Source organism: Paraburkholderia sp. GAS448, assembly GCF_050435685.1.
In the GTDB taxonomy this organism is placed as follows: domain Bacteria; phylum Pseudomonadota; class Gammaproteobacteria; order Burkholderiales; family Burkholderiaceae; genus Paraburkholderia.
Map to the genome: position 1 here is coordinate 36,705 of NZ_JBNDKT010000012.1, position 16,663 is coordinate 53,367.

General features: G+C 63.6%; 11 protein-coding genes. 7 read left to right on the top strand and 4 right to left on the bottom strand.

Going from position 1 to position 16,663, the window contains the following annotated elements:
• The first annotated feature begins 83 nt into the window (after positions 1-83).
• From P3T23_RS21915 to P3T23_RS21930, 4 genes are read left to right on the top strand one after another with little or no spacing between them, the layout of a single operon-like run.
• Positions 84-1,274, top strand: a complete 1,191-nt coding sequence (locus P3T23_RS21915) for a glycosyltransferase (RefSeq protein ID WP_429318215.1) — start codon at positions 84-86, stop codon at positions 1,272-1,274.
• Positions 1,275-1,277: 3 nt separating this feature from the next.
• Positions 1,278-2,735 (top strand): glucose-6-phosphate isomerase, encoded by a 1,458-nt coding sequence (locus P3T23_RS21920; protein ID WP_429318216.1) that lies wholly within the window; start codon positions 1,278-1,280, stop codon positions 2,733-2,735.
• Entirely contained in the window at positions 2,736-3,956 is a 1,221-nt protein-coding gene (locus tag P3T23_RS21925; RefSeq protein WP_429318217.1) for a glycosyltransferase family 4 protein, read from the top strand.
• Positions 3,957-4,007: 51 nt separating this feature from the next.
• Positions 4,008-5,174 carry a glycosyltransferase family 4 protein gene (locus tag P3T23_RS21930; RefSeq protein ID WP_429318218.1) on the top strand — a complete coding sequence of 389 codons (1,167 nt, stop codon included), beginning with the start codon at positions 4,008-4,010 and terminating at the stop codon, positions 5,172-5,174.
• Positions 5,175-5,271: 97 nt separating this feature from the next.
• On the opposite strand, the gene gmd is transcribed toward P3T23_RS21930, so the two are convergent.
• The 3 genes from gmd to P3T23_RS21945 are packed head-to-tail and all read right to left on the bottom strand — an operon-like array spanning position 5,272 to position 8,200.
• Positions 5,272-6,315 carry a GDP-mannose 4,6-dehydratase gene (gene gmd / locus P3T23_RS21935; protein ID WP_429318219.1) on the bottom strand — a complete coding sequence of 348 codons (1,044 nt, stop codon included), beginning with the start codon at positions 6,313-6,315 and terminating at the stop codon, positions 5,272-5,274.
• Complete coding sequence (locus P3T23_RS21940; RefSeq protein WP_429318220.1) at positions 6,312-7,103, bottom strand: SGNH/GDSL hydrolase family protein; 792 nt, start codon at positions 7,101-7,103, stop codon at positions 6,312-6,314. Before P3T23_RS21940 ends, gmd begins: the two co-directional genes overlap by 4 nt.
• Positions 7,100-8,200: an acyltransferase family protein gene (locus tag P3T23_RS21945; protein WP_429318221.1), complete on the bottom strand. Its 1,101-nt coding sequence runs from the start codon at positions 8,198-8,200 to the stop codon at positions 7,100-7,102. The genes P3T23_RS21940 and P3T23_RS21945 overlap by 4 nt, the downstream gene beginning before the upstream one ends.
• A gap of 716 nt (positions 8,201-8,916) precedes the next feature.
• On the opposite strand from P3T23_RS21945, the gene P3T23_RS21950 reads away from it, so the two are divergent.
• The 3 genes from P3T23_RS21950 to P3T23_RS21960 all read left to right on the top strand — a co-directional run bounded on the left by P3T23_RS21950 (position 8,917) and on the right by P3T23_RS21960 (position 15,184).
• Entirely contained in the window at positions 8,917-11,064 is a 2,148-nt protein-coding gene (locus P3T23_RS21950; protein ID WP_429318412.1) for a hypothetical protein, read from the top strand.
• Positions 11,065-11,216: 152 nt separating this feature from the next.
• A complete protein-coding gene (locus P3T23_RS21955; RefSeq protein ID WP_429318222.1) occupies positions 11,217-12,683 on the top strand; it encodes a flippase in 1,467 nt (488 codons plus the stop codon).
• Positions 12,680-15,184: a glycosyltransferase family 4 protein gene (locus P3T23_RS21960; RefSeq protein WP_429318223.1), complete on the top strand. Its 2,505-nt coding sequence runs from the start codon at positions 12,680-12,682 to the stop codon at positions 15,182-15,184. Before P3T23_RS21955 ends, P3T23_RS21960 begins: the two co-directional genes overlap by 4 nt.
• A 101-nt stretch (positions 15,185-15,285) precedes the next feature.
• Here the strand turns inward: P3T23_RS21960 and P3T23_RS21965 are convergent, their stop codons facing one another.
• A complete protein-coding gene (locus P3T23_RS21965) occupies positions 15,286-16,485 on the bottom strand; it encodes an acyltransferase family protein (protein WP_429318224.1) in 1,200 nt (399 codons plus the stop codon).
• Positions 16,486-16,663 lie beyond the last annotated feature (178 nt).

Here is a 16,663-nt window from a genome sequence, read left to right on the forward strand (position 1 = left end):
GCAGCGATAAGTCCAGGCCGCATCAGCGTGCATCGGAGCGTCTTTGCCGATGCTTTCCTCAAACGGTTGTCGGGAGTTCCTGCATGAGTGTGACCAGAGTCCACGTCCATCTGTTTTACGGCGCCGATCCGCGTTTCTATCGCAGGGGCGACGACATCGGCTGCCTGTATGGCTATCACCACGCCGAATCGGATGCCTTTGCGCTGACCTATTCGCAGGATGCTCGCGAGCGTGCGCCGATGCGGCTGTTGCGGCGCGGGCTGAAGGCCGTGCTCGGCTTCGATTTCATTCATACGCTGCGCAATCGCGATGAGATCCTGCGCTCCGATGTGATCTGGACGCATACCGAGCATGAGTATCTGTCGGTGGCGCTCCTGCTGCTGCTGAAAGGCCGGAAGGCGTCGCCTGCGCTGCTGGCGCAAAGCGTGTGGCTGCTCGACAGGTGGCCGGAGTACGGCATGCTGCGGCGCTGGGCGTATCGCAAGCTGATCGCGCGCGCCGATGTACTGACCACGCTCGCCTCGGAGAATGCCGCGCTGTGCCGCAAGTACCTCGACCGCGACGCAGTGCACGTCTACTACGGCCTGAACACGCGCGACTTCCCGGTGCAGGCGCCCACGCAATGGGTGCCGCACACGCCGTTGCGCATCGCCGCTATCGGCAACGATCGCGACCGCGACTGGGAAACCCTCATCAATGCATTCGGCAACGATGCGCGTTACACCGTGCGGCTGGCGACACGGCGGCGCATTCCTGCTTCGCTGCGGGCATCGAACGTCGACATCGCGCCCGCGGCGGGCCTCAGGAAACAGCGCGAACTGTACGACTGGGCCGACGTCATCGTCGTGCCGCTGCGCCCGAACACACACGCATCGGGCATCACGGTCATGCTCGAAGCGGCCGCTGTCGGCAAGCCGATGATCGTCACGGACGTCGGCGCCTTGCAGGACTATTTCACGGCCAGCCAGGCGGCCTATGTGCCGCCGTTCGATCCGGCGGCGTTGCGAGAGGCTGCCGAGAGCCTCGTGGCCGCGCCGGAAGACGCCCAACGCCTGGCACAGGCGGCCGCGCGCCAGCTTGTGTCGCGCGATCTGACGACGCAGGAATTCGCGCGGCAGCACGTGCGCATCACGCAGGACCTGCTGCAGCGCCGCGCGTCGCCGCGCGGCCGTTCGGTCGACGAAGCGCGCCGGCGCGCCGGCGGCAGCAGCGGCGCTGGCAAAGGCAGCGGCCAGGCCGCGCAGCCGCAGCGTCAGGCCGGCAGGGGGCTTTGATCCATGGCAGTTGCGCGTATCGAGGCGGGCGGGTCAACGCGTTTCTTCGGGAGCGACCGGCAGGTATGGCTGCCGCAGGCATTGCTGTGGCTTGTCACGGCCGCGCTGATCGGCGCGCACCAGGGCACGGTGCTGACACTCGCGTTCCCGCTGCTCGCGATACTGACCGGCCTGTGGCTCTACTTCAAGAGCCCCGCACGCTACGTCGGCTTCATGTGGTGGCTGTGGTTTCTGAGCCCGGAAGTGCGGCGTCTCGCCGACTGGTCGAAGGGCGCTTACACGCCGACGAGCCTCATTCAGGTCGCACCGCTCGCCGTGACGATGATCAGCGGACTTTCGCTGCTGCGCTACTACCCGGTGCTCGCGCAGCGGCGTGGCTTGCCGGTGCTGCTGATACTCGCCGGACTCGCGTATGGCCTCTTGATCGGCGTGGTTTCGGCCGGCCCGCTTGCCGCGGTGTACGACCTCGCGAACTGGGTCTATCCGATCCTGATCGGCTTTCACATCATGGCGAACACACGGCAATACCCCGAGTACCGCGACGTGATCGTCAGTACCTTCATCTGGGGCATGCTCGTCATGGGAGCCTATGGACTCGTGCAGTTCTTCATCATGCCAGCGTGGGACTCGATGTGGATGATCAGCTCGCAGATGGCCTCGCAGGGCGACCCTGTGCCGTATGGCGTGCGCGTGTTCAGCACGATGAATTCGTCCGGTCCGTTCGCCTTTGCGATGATGGGCGCAATGGTCTTCGTGATGGCCGCCCAGCACCGCGTGCGCTGGATAGCCGGCGCGCTCGGCTTTCTCGCCTTTGCACTGAGCCTCGTGCGCTCGACCTGGGGCGGCTGGGTGATCGCGCTCGCGATCCAGCTGGTCAAGTCGAGCAACCGCGTCCGGGTGCGGATCCTCGCGACCGCGGTGCTGCTGGGCGGGCTGTGCGTGCCGCTGCTCGCAGTCGGGCCGGTGGCCGACCGCATGCAGCAGCGCCTGCAGACCCTCGTGAACCTCAATGACGACCAGAGTTATGCCGCGCGTAACGAGTTTTACGCGACGTTCGCCAAAACCGCCTTTACCGATGTGCAGGGCGAAGGGCTCGGCGCCACCGGCACGTCGACCAAGCTTTCGAGCGAGGGCGGCGATCTGGGCAAATACGGCAACTTCGACAGCGGCGTGATGAACATTCCGTTCGTGCTCGGCTGGCCCGGCACGCTGCTCTACATGTCCGGCATCCTGTGGCTCCTGATGCGCGCCGTGCTGGCTTCGTTCGCGTTGCGGGATGACAAATATGCCGGCGCGTGCCTGAGCCTCAGTCTCGCGGTCTTCGCGATGCTGGTCTTCACCAATTCGCTTGTGGGCACCGGCGGCCTGCTGCTGTTCATGAGCATCTTCTCGATCCTGTCTGCGGCGCACTGGCAAAAGCTGAACCGCAGACGCCATCTCATTCTTCAAGGAGGCACCTGATTGAGAGTCGCCATCGTCACGCACGTCGTGCGCCATAACGACGGCCAGGGGCGCGTCAACCACGAGATTGCCCGCGCGGCCCTTGACGCACACATTGCGGTGACGCTCGTCGCGTCGCACGTTGCGCCTGAACTCCTCGAACAGCCGGGCGTGCGCTGGATACCCGTGAAGATCGGCAGATGGTGGCCATCGAACCTGCTGCGCCAACAGGTGTTCGCGCTGAAAAGCGCGTGGTGGCTGCGCCGGCACCGCGACGAATACGACGTGCTGCATGTGAACGGCTTCATTTCCTGGGTGCCGGCCGACGTGAATACCGCGCACTTCGTGCATAGCGGCTGGTTCGGCAGCAAGTACTACCCGTTCGGTCTCGGCAAGGGTGTGTGGTCCGCGTATCAGTACATCTACACGGGCCTGAACGCGAGGCTCGAGCGCTGGGCGTACCGGCGCTCGCGCGTGATCACGGCGGTGTCGCAGAAGGTCGCTGACGAGATCCGCGCGATCGGCCTCACGCCTCGCAACCGGGTCGACGTGATCTATAACGGCGTCGACACGCGAGGCTTCGCCGCCGCGCACGGCGATCGCGCGAAGTTCAACCTGCCGGCCGACGCGTTCCTGCTGCTCTTCGTCGGCGATCTGCGTACCCCGCGCAAGAACCTCGGCACCGTGCTCGAAGCGCTGCGGCATCTGCCGGAGCACGTGCATATCGCTGTCGCTGGTTATCTGCCGGGGAGCCCCTATCCGGAACAGGCACGCTCGCTTGGCATCGCCGATCGCGTGCATTTTCTCGGGCTGGTGAAGGAGATGCCGGTACTGATGCACTCGGTCGACGCCTTTGTGTTTCCGTCGCGCTACGAGGCGATGAGCCTGTCGCTGCTCGAAGCGATGGCGGCCGGTCTGCCGGTCGTGACCGCCCGCACCGCCGGCGGCGCGGAGATCATCACGCCCGAATGCGGCATTGTGCTGGACGATCCCGACGATCCAGAGGCGCTGGCCGATGCCGTGGCCCGGCTCGCCGGCTCCGACGACGCGCGCCGCGCGATGGGTGTCGCCGCGAACGAACTCGCGACGGGCTTCGGCTGGGCGCGAATGGCCGGTCAGTACATCGCGCTGTACCGCCAGCTGGCGGGCCGTCGTGAGGACCATCGTCGCGCCGGGAGCGCAGCAGAGGCGAAGTCGCTCGCCGCTACTAATGCGCTCACGGGCCACAAGGCGGCCGAATGAATTCCTTTGACCTGTTTGACGCCGCGTCAGGCGAACACTAGAGGCATAGCCATGAAAACTCCTTCAATCAAATCGCTGCAGATCGGGATGCACTGGTTCCCCGAGCGCGCGGGCGGCCTCGACCGGATGTACTACTCGCTCGTGGGTGCGCTGCCGGGTGCGGGCGTGTCGGTGCGAGGTGTCGTGGCGGGCTCGCCGCGCGTGGCGCAAGACACGGATGGCGCGATCCATGGCTTCGGTTCTGCCGCGCAATCGCTGCCATTGCGGCTGATGGCCGCGCGCCGCGCACTGCGCCGCGCGATCGATGCAGAGCGCCCGGACGTGATCTCCTCGCATTTCGCGCTGTACACGTTTCCGGGTCTGGACGTCACGCGCGGCATTCCGCAGGTCTCGCACTTCCAGGGTCCATGGGCTGACGAGAGTCACGTCGAAGGCGCCGACTCGCTCGGCCAGCGCGCGAAGCGTTACCTGGAGCAGGCGGTGTATGCGCGCTCGTCGCGGCTGATCGTGCTGTCGGATGCCTTCGGGCAGATTCTCACGTCGCGCTACGGCATTCCGCCCGAGCGCATCCGCGTCGTGCCGGGTTGCGTGAACGTCGAGCAGTTCAACCTGCCGATCTCGCAGACCGAAGCGCGGCTCAAGCTCCAGTTGCCGCTCGGTCGGCCGATCGTGCTGGCGGTGCGGCGGCTCGTGAGGCGCATGGGTCTGGAGGACCTCGTCGATGCGGTGAAGCTGCTCAAGCGCCATCAGCCGGATGTGTTGCTGCTGATCGCGGGCAAAGGCCGGCTCGAAAGCGAATTGCAGGCGCGCATCGCGCAAGCGGGCCTCGAGGACAACGTGAAGCTGCTCGGCTTCGTGCCGGACCAGCATCTCGCGGCGCTTTACCGCGCAGCGACGATCAGCGTTGTGCCGACGGTGGCGCTGGAAGGATTCGGCCTCATCACCGTGGAATCGCTGGCGTCGGGCACGCCGGTGCTGGTGACGCCGGTGGGTGGTTTGCCGGAGGCGGTGGCGGGGTTGTCGCAGGATCTGGTGTTGCCGGCGACGGGCGCCGCTGCGATTGCCGATGGCCTCGCCGCGGCGCTCGACGGCTCGCTGAAGCTGCCGGACGCTGACGCGTGCCGGGCATATGCGCGGGAGAATTTCGACAATGCGGTGATCGCGAAGCGCGTCGCGTCGGTGTACGACGAAGCGATTGCGGCAGGCGGGGTGCACTGAAACCGCTGAAGCGTTCTGGTCGGGCTCGTTCATGCCCGCCCAGGCTCGACAAGGACGAAGATGGCGCCTGCATGAGGCGCCATCTTCACCTTCAGGCTCAGAACGTTTCGTGATGCTGGTTACGCGACAGGTCGGCTGCGACCATCATCTGGCAGAGCTGTTCGAGCGTCGTTTCCGGTTGCCAGCCGAGCTTTTCCTTCGCCTTGTCCGCGCAACCGATCAGCAGATCGACTTCGGCCGGGCGATAGAACTTCGGATTCACGCGCACCAGGGTCTTGCCGGTTGCCACGTCGATGCCGGCTTCCGTTTCAGCCTTGCCGGACCATTCGAGCTGGTAGCCGGCCGCAGCGAACGCCATCCGCACGAATTCGCGCACCGTCTCGGTGCGGTTGGTGGCGAGCACGAAAGTGTCGGGTTCGTCGGCCTGCAGCATGCGCCACATGCCCTCGACGTATTCGAGCGCGAAGCCCCAGTCGCGCTTCGCGTCCAGGTTGCCGAGTTCGAGCACGTCACGCTTGCCGAGACGGATCTTCGCGACGGTGTCGGTGATCTTGCGCGTGACGAATTCGCGGCCCCGTAGCGGCGATTCGTGATTGAACAGGATGCCGCTGCTCGCGAACATGCCGTACGACTCGCGATAGTTGATCGTCGACCAGTGAGCGAACAGCTTGGCGACGCCATAGGGGCTGCGCGGATAGAACGGCGTGTCTTCGCGCTGCGGCACGGCCTGCACCTTGCCGAACATTTCGGAGGTGGACGCCTGGTAGAAGCGCATGCGTGGATTCACGATGCGAATGCCCTCGAGCAGGTTCAGCGCGCCGACACCGGTCACTTCGGCGGTGGTGATGGGCTGATCGAAGGACACGCCGACAAAGCTTTGCGCAGCAAGGTTGTAGACTTCGTCGGCCTGTGCCGACTGCAGCAGACGGAGGGTCGAGCCGAGGTCGGTCAGATCGTGTTCGACGAGCTTCAGGTTCGGATGATCGGCAACGCCGAGTTCTTCCATGCGCCAGAAATTGACCGAACTCGTGCGCCGGTAAGTACCGACGACGTGGTAGCCCTTGCCGAGCAGCAGTTTGGTGAGATAGGCGCCGTCCTGACCGGAGATGCCCGTAATGATGGCCTTGCGTGGAGTGCTCATGGTTGCCCTTTTGATAGGTGATCCGGTTCTGTGCTGGCGTGTGTCTTCGACGGGTCATCGAGCATGCGCCGCACGAGCGGGTCGATGACGTCGAAGTCCTGGTTTGCTTTCAGGCGATAGAGCTCCGGCTTCGGATGCGCGCCGTCGGACATCATCGTCTTCCAGTCCGGCAGGGCCGAGATGTAGGAGAACTGGTCGACGAGCGGCACGTGCTGTTCCGCCGCGACGCGGCGGGTCATGGCCGCCATCATCGCGAGCTTCGCGTTGAGCCGGCCGTCGGGCATCGGGTTCGATGTCTCCAGAACCGGCAGCTTGCCGAGTGCGCGTGCGGTCGTGACGAGTTCGGTTTCCACCGCGTAGAACTGCTCAGGCGTGTGGTTGTGCATCACTTCGTTGATGCCGTAGTTGATCGTCACGATCTGCGCGCGCGATGCCGCGAGACGCGCCTTCCACGGCTCGCCGCGACCGCGTTCGGTGCCGTCGCGCAACTGGTACGCCATCGTGCCGCCGACGCCGAAGTTGGTGACCGTCACGCTTGCGCCGTGCGTGGCCTGCAGCGCGTCCTGCAGGTCGCTGACGGCGTTCTGCGCGAGCGGCCCGCAATGACCGCCGCTGCATGAGATGCCGAGGGTCGTCGAATCTCCGTAGGCTTCGATCAGCACGGCCGGCCTGGCCGCGTGCGGGCCGTCTTCAGGCGGGGATGCGCCGTTCGCCGCCGCGCCGGTCACGGCAAGCATCGCGACGAAGAGGGCGCCCGCAGTGGTCTGTGCAGTTGAGCTGAGGTTCATGCGCGGCCTTGTGTGCTGCCCCGTGTCCTGCCGGGCTGGTTCGCGTCGGGCGCCGCCTGCGTATGGGCGCGCTGCCTTGCGGGGCCATGGATCAGCCGGCGCTCGAAGGAGAACCATGTGATGCTCGCATAGGCGAGCGTAATGACAAGCGCCAGCGCGGCGCTCAGGTAGCGGTTCAGGCCCAGCGGCCAGATCGCGTACAGCACGCTCAGGTGAATCAGATAGATCGCGTAGCTGATCGTTCCCACGTAGACGAGCACCGGGTTGCTCAGCACGCGTTTGACGATGCCCTTCGACTGCAGGGCGATGATGAGCGCGGATGTGCACAGCACGAGCGACACGCTGTACAGCCCGGCATTCGACAGCGGCGTGTTGGCCGCCCGGAAACGGGGAAAGTGCAGATGCAGCCATACGAGCACGGCCAGCGCGGCGAAAAATGCCAGTACGGCCGCGACCTCATACCCCTTGAACGCGTCGCGGTCGCGCTTCACGATGATCGCGAGCAACGCGCCTGCGGACAGCAGATCCATGCGGAACGGCGTCAGGTAATAGATTGGCCAGAACGTGTCGAACCACGGCGTCGCGACGGCACGCAGCACCGGCACGATGACGATCAGGGAAGCGGCCACAATCGCGAGCGCGCGTCCTGGCAGCAGCAGGACGACGAACGGCCAGAAAATATAGAACTGCTCTTCGACGGCAAGCGACCAGAGCACATTCAGACTGTCGTGCCCGCTCTGTCCGAGCGCATCGCCGATATTGGTCGCGAAGAATACGTACCACGGCCAGTGCCTCGCCCAGGCCAATCCGAACACCAGCGATGACAGGATCATCAGCAAGATGTACGGAGGCAGGATGCGCCGCGCGCGACGCGAGTAAAAATAACCGAAATACGACTGGCCGCGCGCCTTGCGCTCGAGCAGGATGCCGGTAATCAGAAAGCCGCTGAGCACGAAGAAAAGATCCACGCCCATCCAGAAAGGCGCCCTGAGCGCGTGTTGGGCGAATACGGCGAGCACGGCGATGGCGCGAAGACCATCGAGTTGCACAATGCGATGGGCGTGTGAGGGTGGCGCGGGCAGGGCGCTTGCAGTCATAGGCCGTCCATGGTTGGCGCCGTATGCGCCGGGACAGGGACTCATCTGCAATTGCTGCCGCTAAAGTCCGCAGTCAAACCGGCGACCGACAGAAGTGAAGTTCATTCTAGGGAAAATAAACTGATGAAAAAACTCGAATGCCGCCGATAAATCGAAACAATGGATTCGAGTTGTAATCAAATGAATCCGATGTGGCGCCTCGATATCGAATCGGGCAAGCGCCGCGGAAGCATCCGCTTCGAACGAAGCCGTCAAACATGTGGGATTCAGCTTTCTCTCGTGTCACGTCGTGCACTGTGACTTCGCAATCGGCCCGCGGCATTCTCTAACCTTAATTTCTGAATATTTTTGAATTATTTTCGAATTTCGTTGCACAATATTTTCCGCGTACTGTGGGGCGTTGCGTTGTAATGGATTGATCGGTTTCGCTTCGTCCATGCCGGACGGCTGTGATGCGCCGTGATGTATCCGTCGCGCCGCCGCTCTGCAGGCTCGATGTTTTCTCTGTGCTCCCTGTTTGTGTAGCGGCTGGGCCGCGCTTCTGGTCCCGCTTTTTGCCGCGCTTTTTCGCCATTCTGGCAATCAATCCATTGAGACACTCGCCGGGACTCCGGGACGCTTGCCGTATGCAGCAGGCCGCGAAATGGCACTGATTGGAGGAACCTCATTTGTCGCGTCCGTTGTTAGCCAGATTTTTCGCCACGTGCGTCTACGCGCTGCTATGCGTGGCATCGCAGGTGGTGTCGGCAGAAACCGCGCTCGATGCGAAGACGTCATGGATCGGCAATACGTTCGGCTACGGCGACGGGACATGGACGCAGATCAACATCACCGCGATCGCGGTCGCGCCTGACGGCAAGGTGTACACGAACGCACCATGGGACGAAAGCGGCGCGGAAGCGAGTGTGTATCAGAACGGCAGGATGCTCGAATTCGCGGGCGGCACACACGGATGGGGCAACGGCGGCGGCAATGCGGTTGCCGTCAACCGCAAATACGTGTTTCTCGCCGTGCCCGTGGGTAACGAGCGAGGTCATCTGGTTTCTCCCGGCATCTGGCCGGAAAAGGGTAAGCAGTGGTACGGCATTTCGCGCCGCGAGATTGCCGATCCCAAACGCAGCGTGCCGTTTCAGCCTTCGGCCAATGCGACGGATCAGCGTGCGTGGCTCGCGGCCGGCTTCCTGAAGGTGAATGAGGTGCCGACGGGCACGACGGCGGATATCACCGGGCTCGCAGCCAGCGATTCGACACTGTATGCGTCGAACGCCACGCGCGACCGCGTCGAAGTGTACGACGCCGAATCGATGATCCAGAAGACGACGTGGGCGGTGCACGAACCCGGCCGCATCGCTCTCGCGCCTGATGGCACGTTGTGGGTGCTGACCGATACGCTCGGCGAGCGCGCGCCCGGCATCGCGCACTACACGGCGAGCGGACAGCGTCTCAATGATGAATTGCCGCTCCCCGCGGATACGGTGCCGGTCGATCTCGCAATGGACGGGCAAGGGCGCGTGCTGGTGGCGGACAACGGACCGCGTCAGCAGGTGCTGTTCTTCAGCAGGAGCAACGGTCGATATGTGGCGAGCGGCACGCTGGGCGAGCGAGGCGGCATTTTCTCGGGTGTGCCGGGGCGGCCGGGCCCGCAGCGTTTCAACGGACTGACGGGGGTGGGCGTGGATGCACGCGGCAACGTCTATGTATCGACTAACGGCATCGGGCCGCGCTTCGCCCCGATTGGCGCAGGCCTCGGCGCGACGCTCGAGAGTTATGCGCCCGATGGCCACCAGACGTGGCAGGTGCAGGGCTTGCTGTTCGTCGATGGCGCATGGATGGATCCGTCACGGCCCGATAGTGTTTATACCGGCAACAAGCGCTTCGAACTCGATCTGTCGAAACCGCCGGGGCAGGAGTGGAAATACGCGGGCTTCCTGTCGAATCGTTTCAGGTATCCCGAGGACCCGGTATTCACTGTCGATCAATGGCCGGGCTTACCGATTGCCCGCAAGCTGAAAGGCCGCACGTTCCTGTTTCTGACCGATATGTACGCAGACCATCTGAAGATCTATCGCTTCGATGCGGCGCGTGACGGCGAAGTGGCGATTCCTTCGGGCTTTATCGCGGGCCGCGACAGGGGCGTGACGCGCGTGCCGAACGCGCCGCCCGGCGGTGACTGGATCTGGCGCGACGCAAACGGCAATGGCAGGTTCGACGCCAACGAATTCACCCCGAACACGAGCGGCGCAAAACTGATCGGTGGCTGGGGCTGGTGGGTGGATAGCGAGGGCGACATCTGGCGCGCGCGCGACTCGAAGGGTATCTATCGCTTCCGCTTTGGCGGACTCGATGCGATCGGCAACCCGGTCTACTCGTATTCGAACCTGACGACTTACCCGGTGCCCGCGCCTTTCACCGAGTTGCGTCGTACGATTTACGATCCGGCTAGCGACTCGCTTTACGCGACCGGCTACACAGCCGATCTGCCGGTGGACCGCTCGTTCTGGAAGGAAGCCGGACGGCTGCTGGTGCGCTATGACGGGTGGTCGACGGGCAAGCCCGTGCAGCGTTACGCGATTCCGTTGCCGTGGGACACGAAGGCAAAGCCGATCGTGACGGTGATCGGACTCACGGTCGAAGGGCAATACGTGTTCGCCGTCGAGCCGGTCGGCGCGGTCCACGTCTACGACAGGGATTCAGGCAGGGAGGTGGGTGTGATCCGCCCAGGGCCGGAAGTGGGACGCGCATCCGGCTGGGTGGATGTGCCCAACGGTATCAGCGCACACCGGCGCAGCGATGGCGAATATCTGATCTTCGTCGAAGAGGATGCGCGCGGAAAAGTGATGATGTATCGCTGGAAACCGGCGTGAACGCCTCACGCGGTCTGAATTATTTTCTTGCAGCGCGATAAGGGCGGTGCCGATTTTTAACGTGTTCTACTCGATGCTGGCCTTGCCGCGACGTGTGCAGCGCAACAAACGCGGCCAGTGCGGCAACCCTATCAACGACTCAAAGGCATCTGATGGACAAAGGCATCCTCAAGAACGTGGCGATCAATTTTTGCGGGCTGGTGCTGCCGACTTTTGTTTCGCTCGTCACGGTGCCGGCGTACATCAGGACGCTCGGCGTCGAGCGATATGGCGTGATCGCCCTCGTGTGGACGCTGATCGGCTACTTCGGGATTCTCGATCTCGGCATGAGCATGGCCGCGCAGAATCACATTTCGAAGGCGCGCGCATCGGGCGACGATGAAGAAACCGCGAAGGTCTTCTGGAGCGCGTTCTGGCTCAATCTGTGCACGGGCATCATCGGCGGCCTCGTGATCTACTTCGGCGCGTTCGCGTACACCGCGTACTTCTCGAAGGTGTCGCCGGCGTTGCGGCACGAGGTGTACATGGCGTTGCCCTGGCTTGCGATTGCGATTCCGATCGGCAATGTCACGTGGGTTTTCGCCGGCGCGATCAACGGGGCCGAGCGTTTCGGCGTCTTTAACACCAACCAGACCATCGGTACGTTTCTGTTCCAGCTGCTGCCGCTTGGCGCGGCATGGCTGATCGCGCCGAATCTGCAGAACGTGCTGGCGGCCGCGGTGGTGGCGCGGCTCATTGCCGGGCTCATGCTCGGCCGCTCGACGCTCAAGGTGCTCAATATTCGCCGGATTCGCGCGCCGCAATTGGGGGTCGCGAAGGAGCTGTTCAGCTTCGGCGGCTGGATGCTGATCGCGAGCGCGACGAACGGGATCGCGGAGTCGCTCGACCGTGTGATGCTCGGCACAGGGCTCGGCGCGCGCTTCGTCACGTACTACACCGTGCCGCAAAATCTGGTGATGCGCCTGAACATGCTGTCGACCGCCTTCGTCCGCACGCTGTTCCCGCGGATGTCCGCGGTTCGTCGCGACCATGCGGACACGATCGCGCAGCAGTCGCTCGAATTTCTCAACAGCGCGTTCACGCCGATTGCGATCGTGACGATGTTCGCCCTCGAACCGTTCCTGCGGCTGTGGGTCGGCAACGATCTCGCGGTGCAGGCCGCGCCGGTGGGACGCATCCTCGTCATATCGGTGTGGCTCATCGGGCAGGCGAACGTCACGCGCATCCTGATCCAGTCACAGGCCAACCCCGCTGCAGCGGCACGTGTCGCGCTCTTCGAGTTGCCGCTCCTCGCCGCCGGGTTGTGGTTCGGCATCAGGCATTTCGGCGTGGCCGGTGCGGCGGTGACGGTAGCAGCCCGGTCGCTGTTCGACTACGCCGTGCTGTTGTGGCTGTCTGCCATCCGGGCACGCCCAATCCTGTTCGACATGCTGCCGCATCTGGCCTTCCTGCTGGGCAGCCTGTATCTGGCCAGCTTCCTTTCCAGTCTCGCGATTGCGATTGCAGCGGGCGCCGTGATCGTCCTCGCGAACGTCGGCTGGTCGCTCACGATGACGCCCGCTGTACGCGAGCTTGCCCGTTCTCTGCTGCTGCGGCTGAACCCGAGGAGAAGCGCATGAATCACGACGTCCTTGAAGAAACCGTCCTGCGCCCGTCGACGCCAGCCGCACGCAGCGCCAGCGCGGAAGTCGCCGTCCCGCCGCAGATCGCGAAAACGCCGCAGCGGCCGGGCCTTCGCCCCGACAAGCCCGTGCGCGTTGCAATCGTGCACGACTGGCTCGTCACCTACGCCGGTGCGGAGCGCGTGCTGGAGCAGATCATCGCGTGTTTCCCGGATGCCGATCTGTTCAGCCTCGTCGATTTTCTCGACGATCGCACGTTCGTGCGTGGCAAACCGGTGACCACGTCGTTCATCCAGAAGCTGCCGTTTGCGCGCACGAAATATCGCGCATGGCTGCCGTTGATGCCGCTCGCAATCGAACAGCTCGACGTGTCGGACTACGACGTCGTGATCTCCAGCAGCCATGCCGTGGCGAAGGGGGTGCTGACCGGACCCGACCAGGTTCATATCAGCTACGTGCATTCGCCGATCCGCTACGCGTGGGACCTGCAGCATCAGTACCTGAAACAGTCGAATCTGATCAACGGCCCGCGTTCGGCGCTCGCGCGGATGATTCTTCACTACATCCGCAATTGGGACATCCGGACATCGAATTCGGTCGACGCATTTGTCGCGAATTCGGCGTTCATCGCGCGGCGCATCAAGAAGGTGTATCAGCGCGACGCGCAGGTGATCTTTCCGCCGGTGGATGTCGACGCGTTTTCGCTCAACGAGCAGAAGGAAGACTTCTATCTGACCGCCTCGCGGATGGTGCCGTACAAAAAGATCGATCTGATCGTCGAGGCGTTTGCGAAAATGCCGCAGCGGCGGCTCGTCGTGATCGGTGACGGGCCGGACATGCAGAAGATTCGCGCGAAGGCGACGCCTAACGTCGAGATCATGGGCTACCAGCCATTCGCGGTGCTCCACGACAGGATGCGGCGCGCGAAGGCCTTTGTGTTCGCTGCGGAAGAAGACTTCGGGATTTCGGTGGTCGAAGCGCAGGCCTGCGGCACCCCCGTGATTGCATATGGCAAGGGCGGCGCGCTCGAAACGGTGCGCGATCTCTATGAGCCGCGTCCGACCGGCATGTTCTTCGACGAGCAGAGCACGGACTCCATCATCGCGACCGTCGATGATTTCGACACGAACATTACGCGTTTTTCGGCCGCGGATTGCCGGGCGAACGCGGAGCAGTTTTCGGCCAGACACTTTCGCGAGCGCTTTTTCGAGCACGTCCAGCAAAACGTTCCAGCGCTGCGCAGCGCTACGTTGCCCGCTTTCGACGCAGCGGCACCGGTCAAGCTGGATGGCTCGCCGCAATCAGCACAATCCTCACAATCCGCCCAGGCGGCGGCGAGCATGCGTGTGCTGGCGATCGATCAAAGCGGCGTGCTGGGCGGCGCCGAGCTCTCGCTGCTCGAGATCGTCAAGACACTGCGCGCGCGCATACAGGTGGTTCTGTTCGACGATGGTCCGTTCCGTGTGGCGCTCGGCCATGCTGGCGTGAATGCCGACGTGCTGGATTCCGGCGCATTGCGTCACGTGCGCAAGCAGGGTGGCAAGCTGCCGAAGGGACAGGCCTTGAAGGGGCTCGCGTCGCTCGTGCGCGCGACCGCCGCACGCGCGCGCAACGCCGACGTGATCTATGCGAACACGCAGCGGGCGATGGTGATCGGTGCGGTGGCGGGGCGTCTCACGCGCAAGCCGGTAGTCTGGCATCTGCGCGATATCGTCAGCGCCGAACATTTCGGCCGCAAGCAGCTGGCGATCATCAAGTGGTGCGCGAAATTCGGCCTGGCGCACGTCATCGCGAACTCGGCGGCGTCCGTGCGCGCGTTCGCCGATCTGACGAATTTCGACAGCAAGCGGATCGACGTCGTGTTCAACGGCATTTCCGACGCGCCGTTCGAGGCGTTGCGCGACGTTTCGCAAAGTGTCCTGCGCGCGCGTCTGGGTTTGCCCGACCATGCGTTTCTGGTCGGCTCGTTCAGCCGCCTCGCGCGCTGGAAAGGGCAACATGTGCTGCTCGAAGCGATGTTGCTCAACCCGAAGATGCACGCGGTACTGGTGGGCGCACCGCTGTTCGGCGAAGACGAATACGAGGCTGAACTGCAGGCGTTCGTCGCGACGCACGACATCGGCGACCGCGTGCATTTTCTCGGCTTCCAGCACGATATCGCCGCCTGCATGTGCGCGGTCGATGTGGTGGCGCATACGTCGATCACGCCCGAGCCGTTTGGCCGCGTGATCGTCGAAGGCATGCTGGCGCAGCGTCCGGTGGTCGCAGCGCGTGCAGGCGGGGTGATCGAGATCATCGAGGATGGGGTGGACGGCCTGCTGTGCGAGCCGGGCGACGCATTCGCGCTGGCCAATACGCTCACGCGGCTGCAATCGCATGCGTCGTTGCGCGACCGCCTCGTCACAGCCGGATATCGGACCGCGCTGCAACGCTTCGGGACGGACAACTACGTGTCCGGCGTCGAGCGCATTCTGAAGAAGGTTGCGGGGAAGGCTTGAGGATCAGGGCGGCCGCTGCGCGGCAGCGACGCCCTGTGAATGCGGATGAAAGATCAGTTACAGGATACGTAGTAGGGGTGGCAATACAGGCGGCGTTCGCGTTATGCGCGCGCCGCTTTCGCTTTGGGCTTGAGGCTCGCAGACCACTTCATTGCGGGCAGTTCGACCAGCCGGTAAAACACGTAAGCGACGGGAATGGCGACCAGCATGAAGGCGAACGACGGCCAGATCTCGACCTGGAAGGCCGACCGGAACAGCAGCGACGACAGCAGGACGAAGATCGGCAGGTGAATCAGGTAAAGCGAAAAACTGAAGTCGCCGAGGCGTGAAAGCAGGCGAACGGCCGACGCGGGCTCACGCGTGGAACTGCGGCCGCGTTGGTCCAGCGCCTTGTAGAGGTAGCAGGCGAAACCAGCGGCCCATAGCTGGAATGCGGCGTACTGGCCGAAGTGGAAGGCAATGCAGCCGAGCGCCATGAAGACGAGCGCGATCAGATACAGCCACGGCGACGCGGCGCGCGAATCGGGCGTCGTGCGAACCCTGGCTTCGGCGATCCAGGCGCCGATCGTCCACGAGAGCCAGTACGACGTGAAGAACTGGATCTCGTGCCGTTCGAGCGCGAATGCGGACACGACGTTGATGAGCGCAATCATGGCGAGCACCGGCGTCATGCCGAACCGGCGGCGCAGCGCGAACAGCAGCGGATAGATCGCGTAGAACTGCACCTCGATCGACAGCGTCCAGAGTGCGCCATTCGATCCATAGGTTTTGCCTGCCACGCCTTGCAGGGAAAACAGGTTGACGAGGAAGGCGCGCGGGCCGATGTCGAGCAGCTTGTGATTGACGGGCGGCAGCTGATAGCTGGCCCAGTCGAGTGCGAAGGTCAGCAATAGAGCCGCGAGCAGGACCGGGTAGATGCGCGCGAAGCGCCGTGCCCAGAAATTGACTGCGTCGAGGCGGTAACCGGGATTCGCGGCGAGACGCTGTGCCGCGCTGCGGTGAATGCAGTAGCCGCTGATGACAAAGAAAACCGGCACGCCTGCCGAACCCCAGGCGACAGGAAACATCAGATACGAGACGATCGTATTCAGATCCAGCGCGCGGCCCGCCGTCTGATGAAAGTTCTGCATGCCGACCCATGTTACCTGGCGGCAGTGAAAGTAGGCGACAAGCAGGGCGGCGAGACCCCGCATCGCATCGATGATGTGTTCCTTGGGAACGCTCTGCGCGCGCGAGACGCCGCGCGGCGCGGCAGTAAAGGGCAGGGAGGAGGCGGAAGCATCCAGTGCGGGGTCGCTCATGCTGAGTCCTTGTCCATGCGGATGAATAAGCTTATAGGCGCGTTCGCCCAGGCGAGCCTGGGTTCGCGTGGCTATCGTAAAGCATGGCACCGCTCAAAAAATGATAAAAATATATCTGGAAGGTAATAAAAAAGACCGCTTGATGAATCGCTGAATATTAAAAAAATATGCCCTGAAC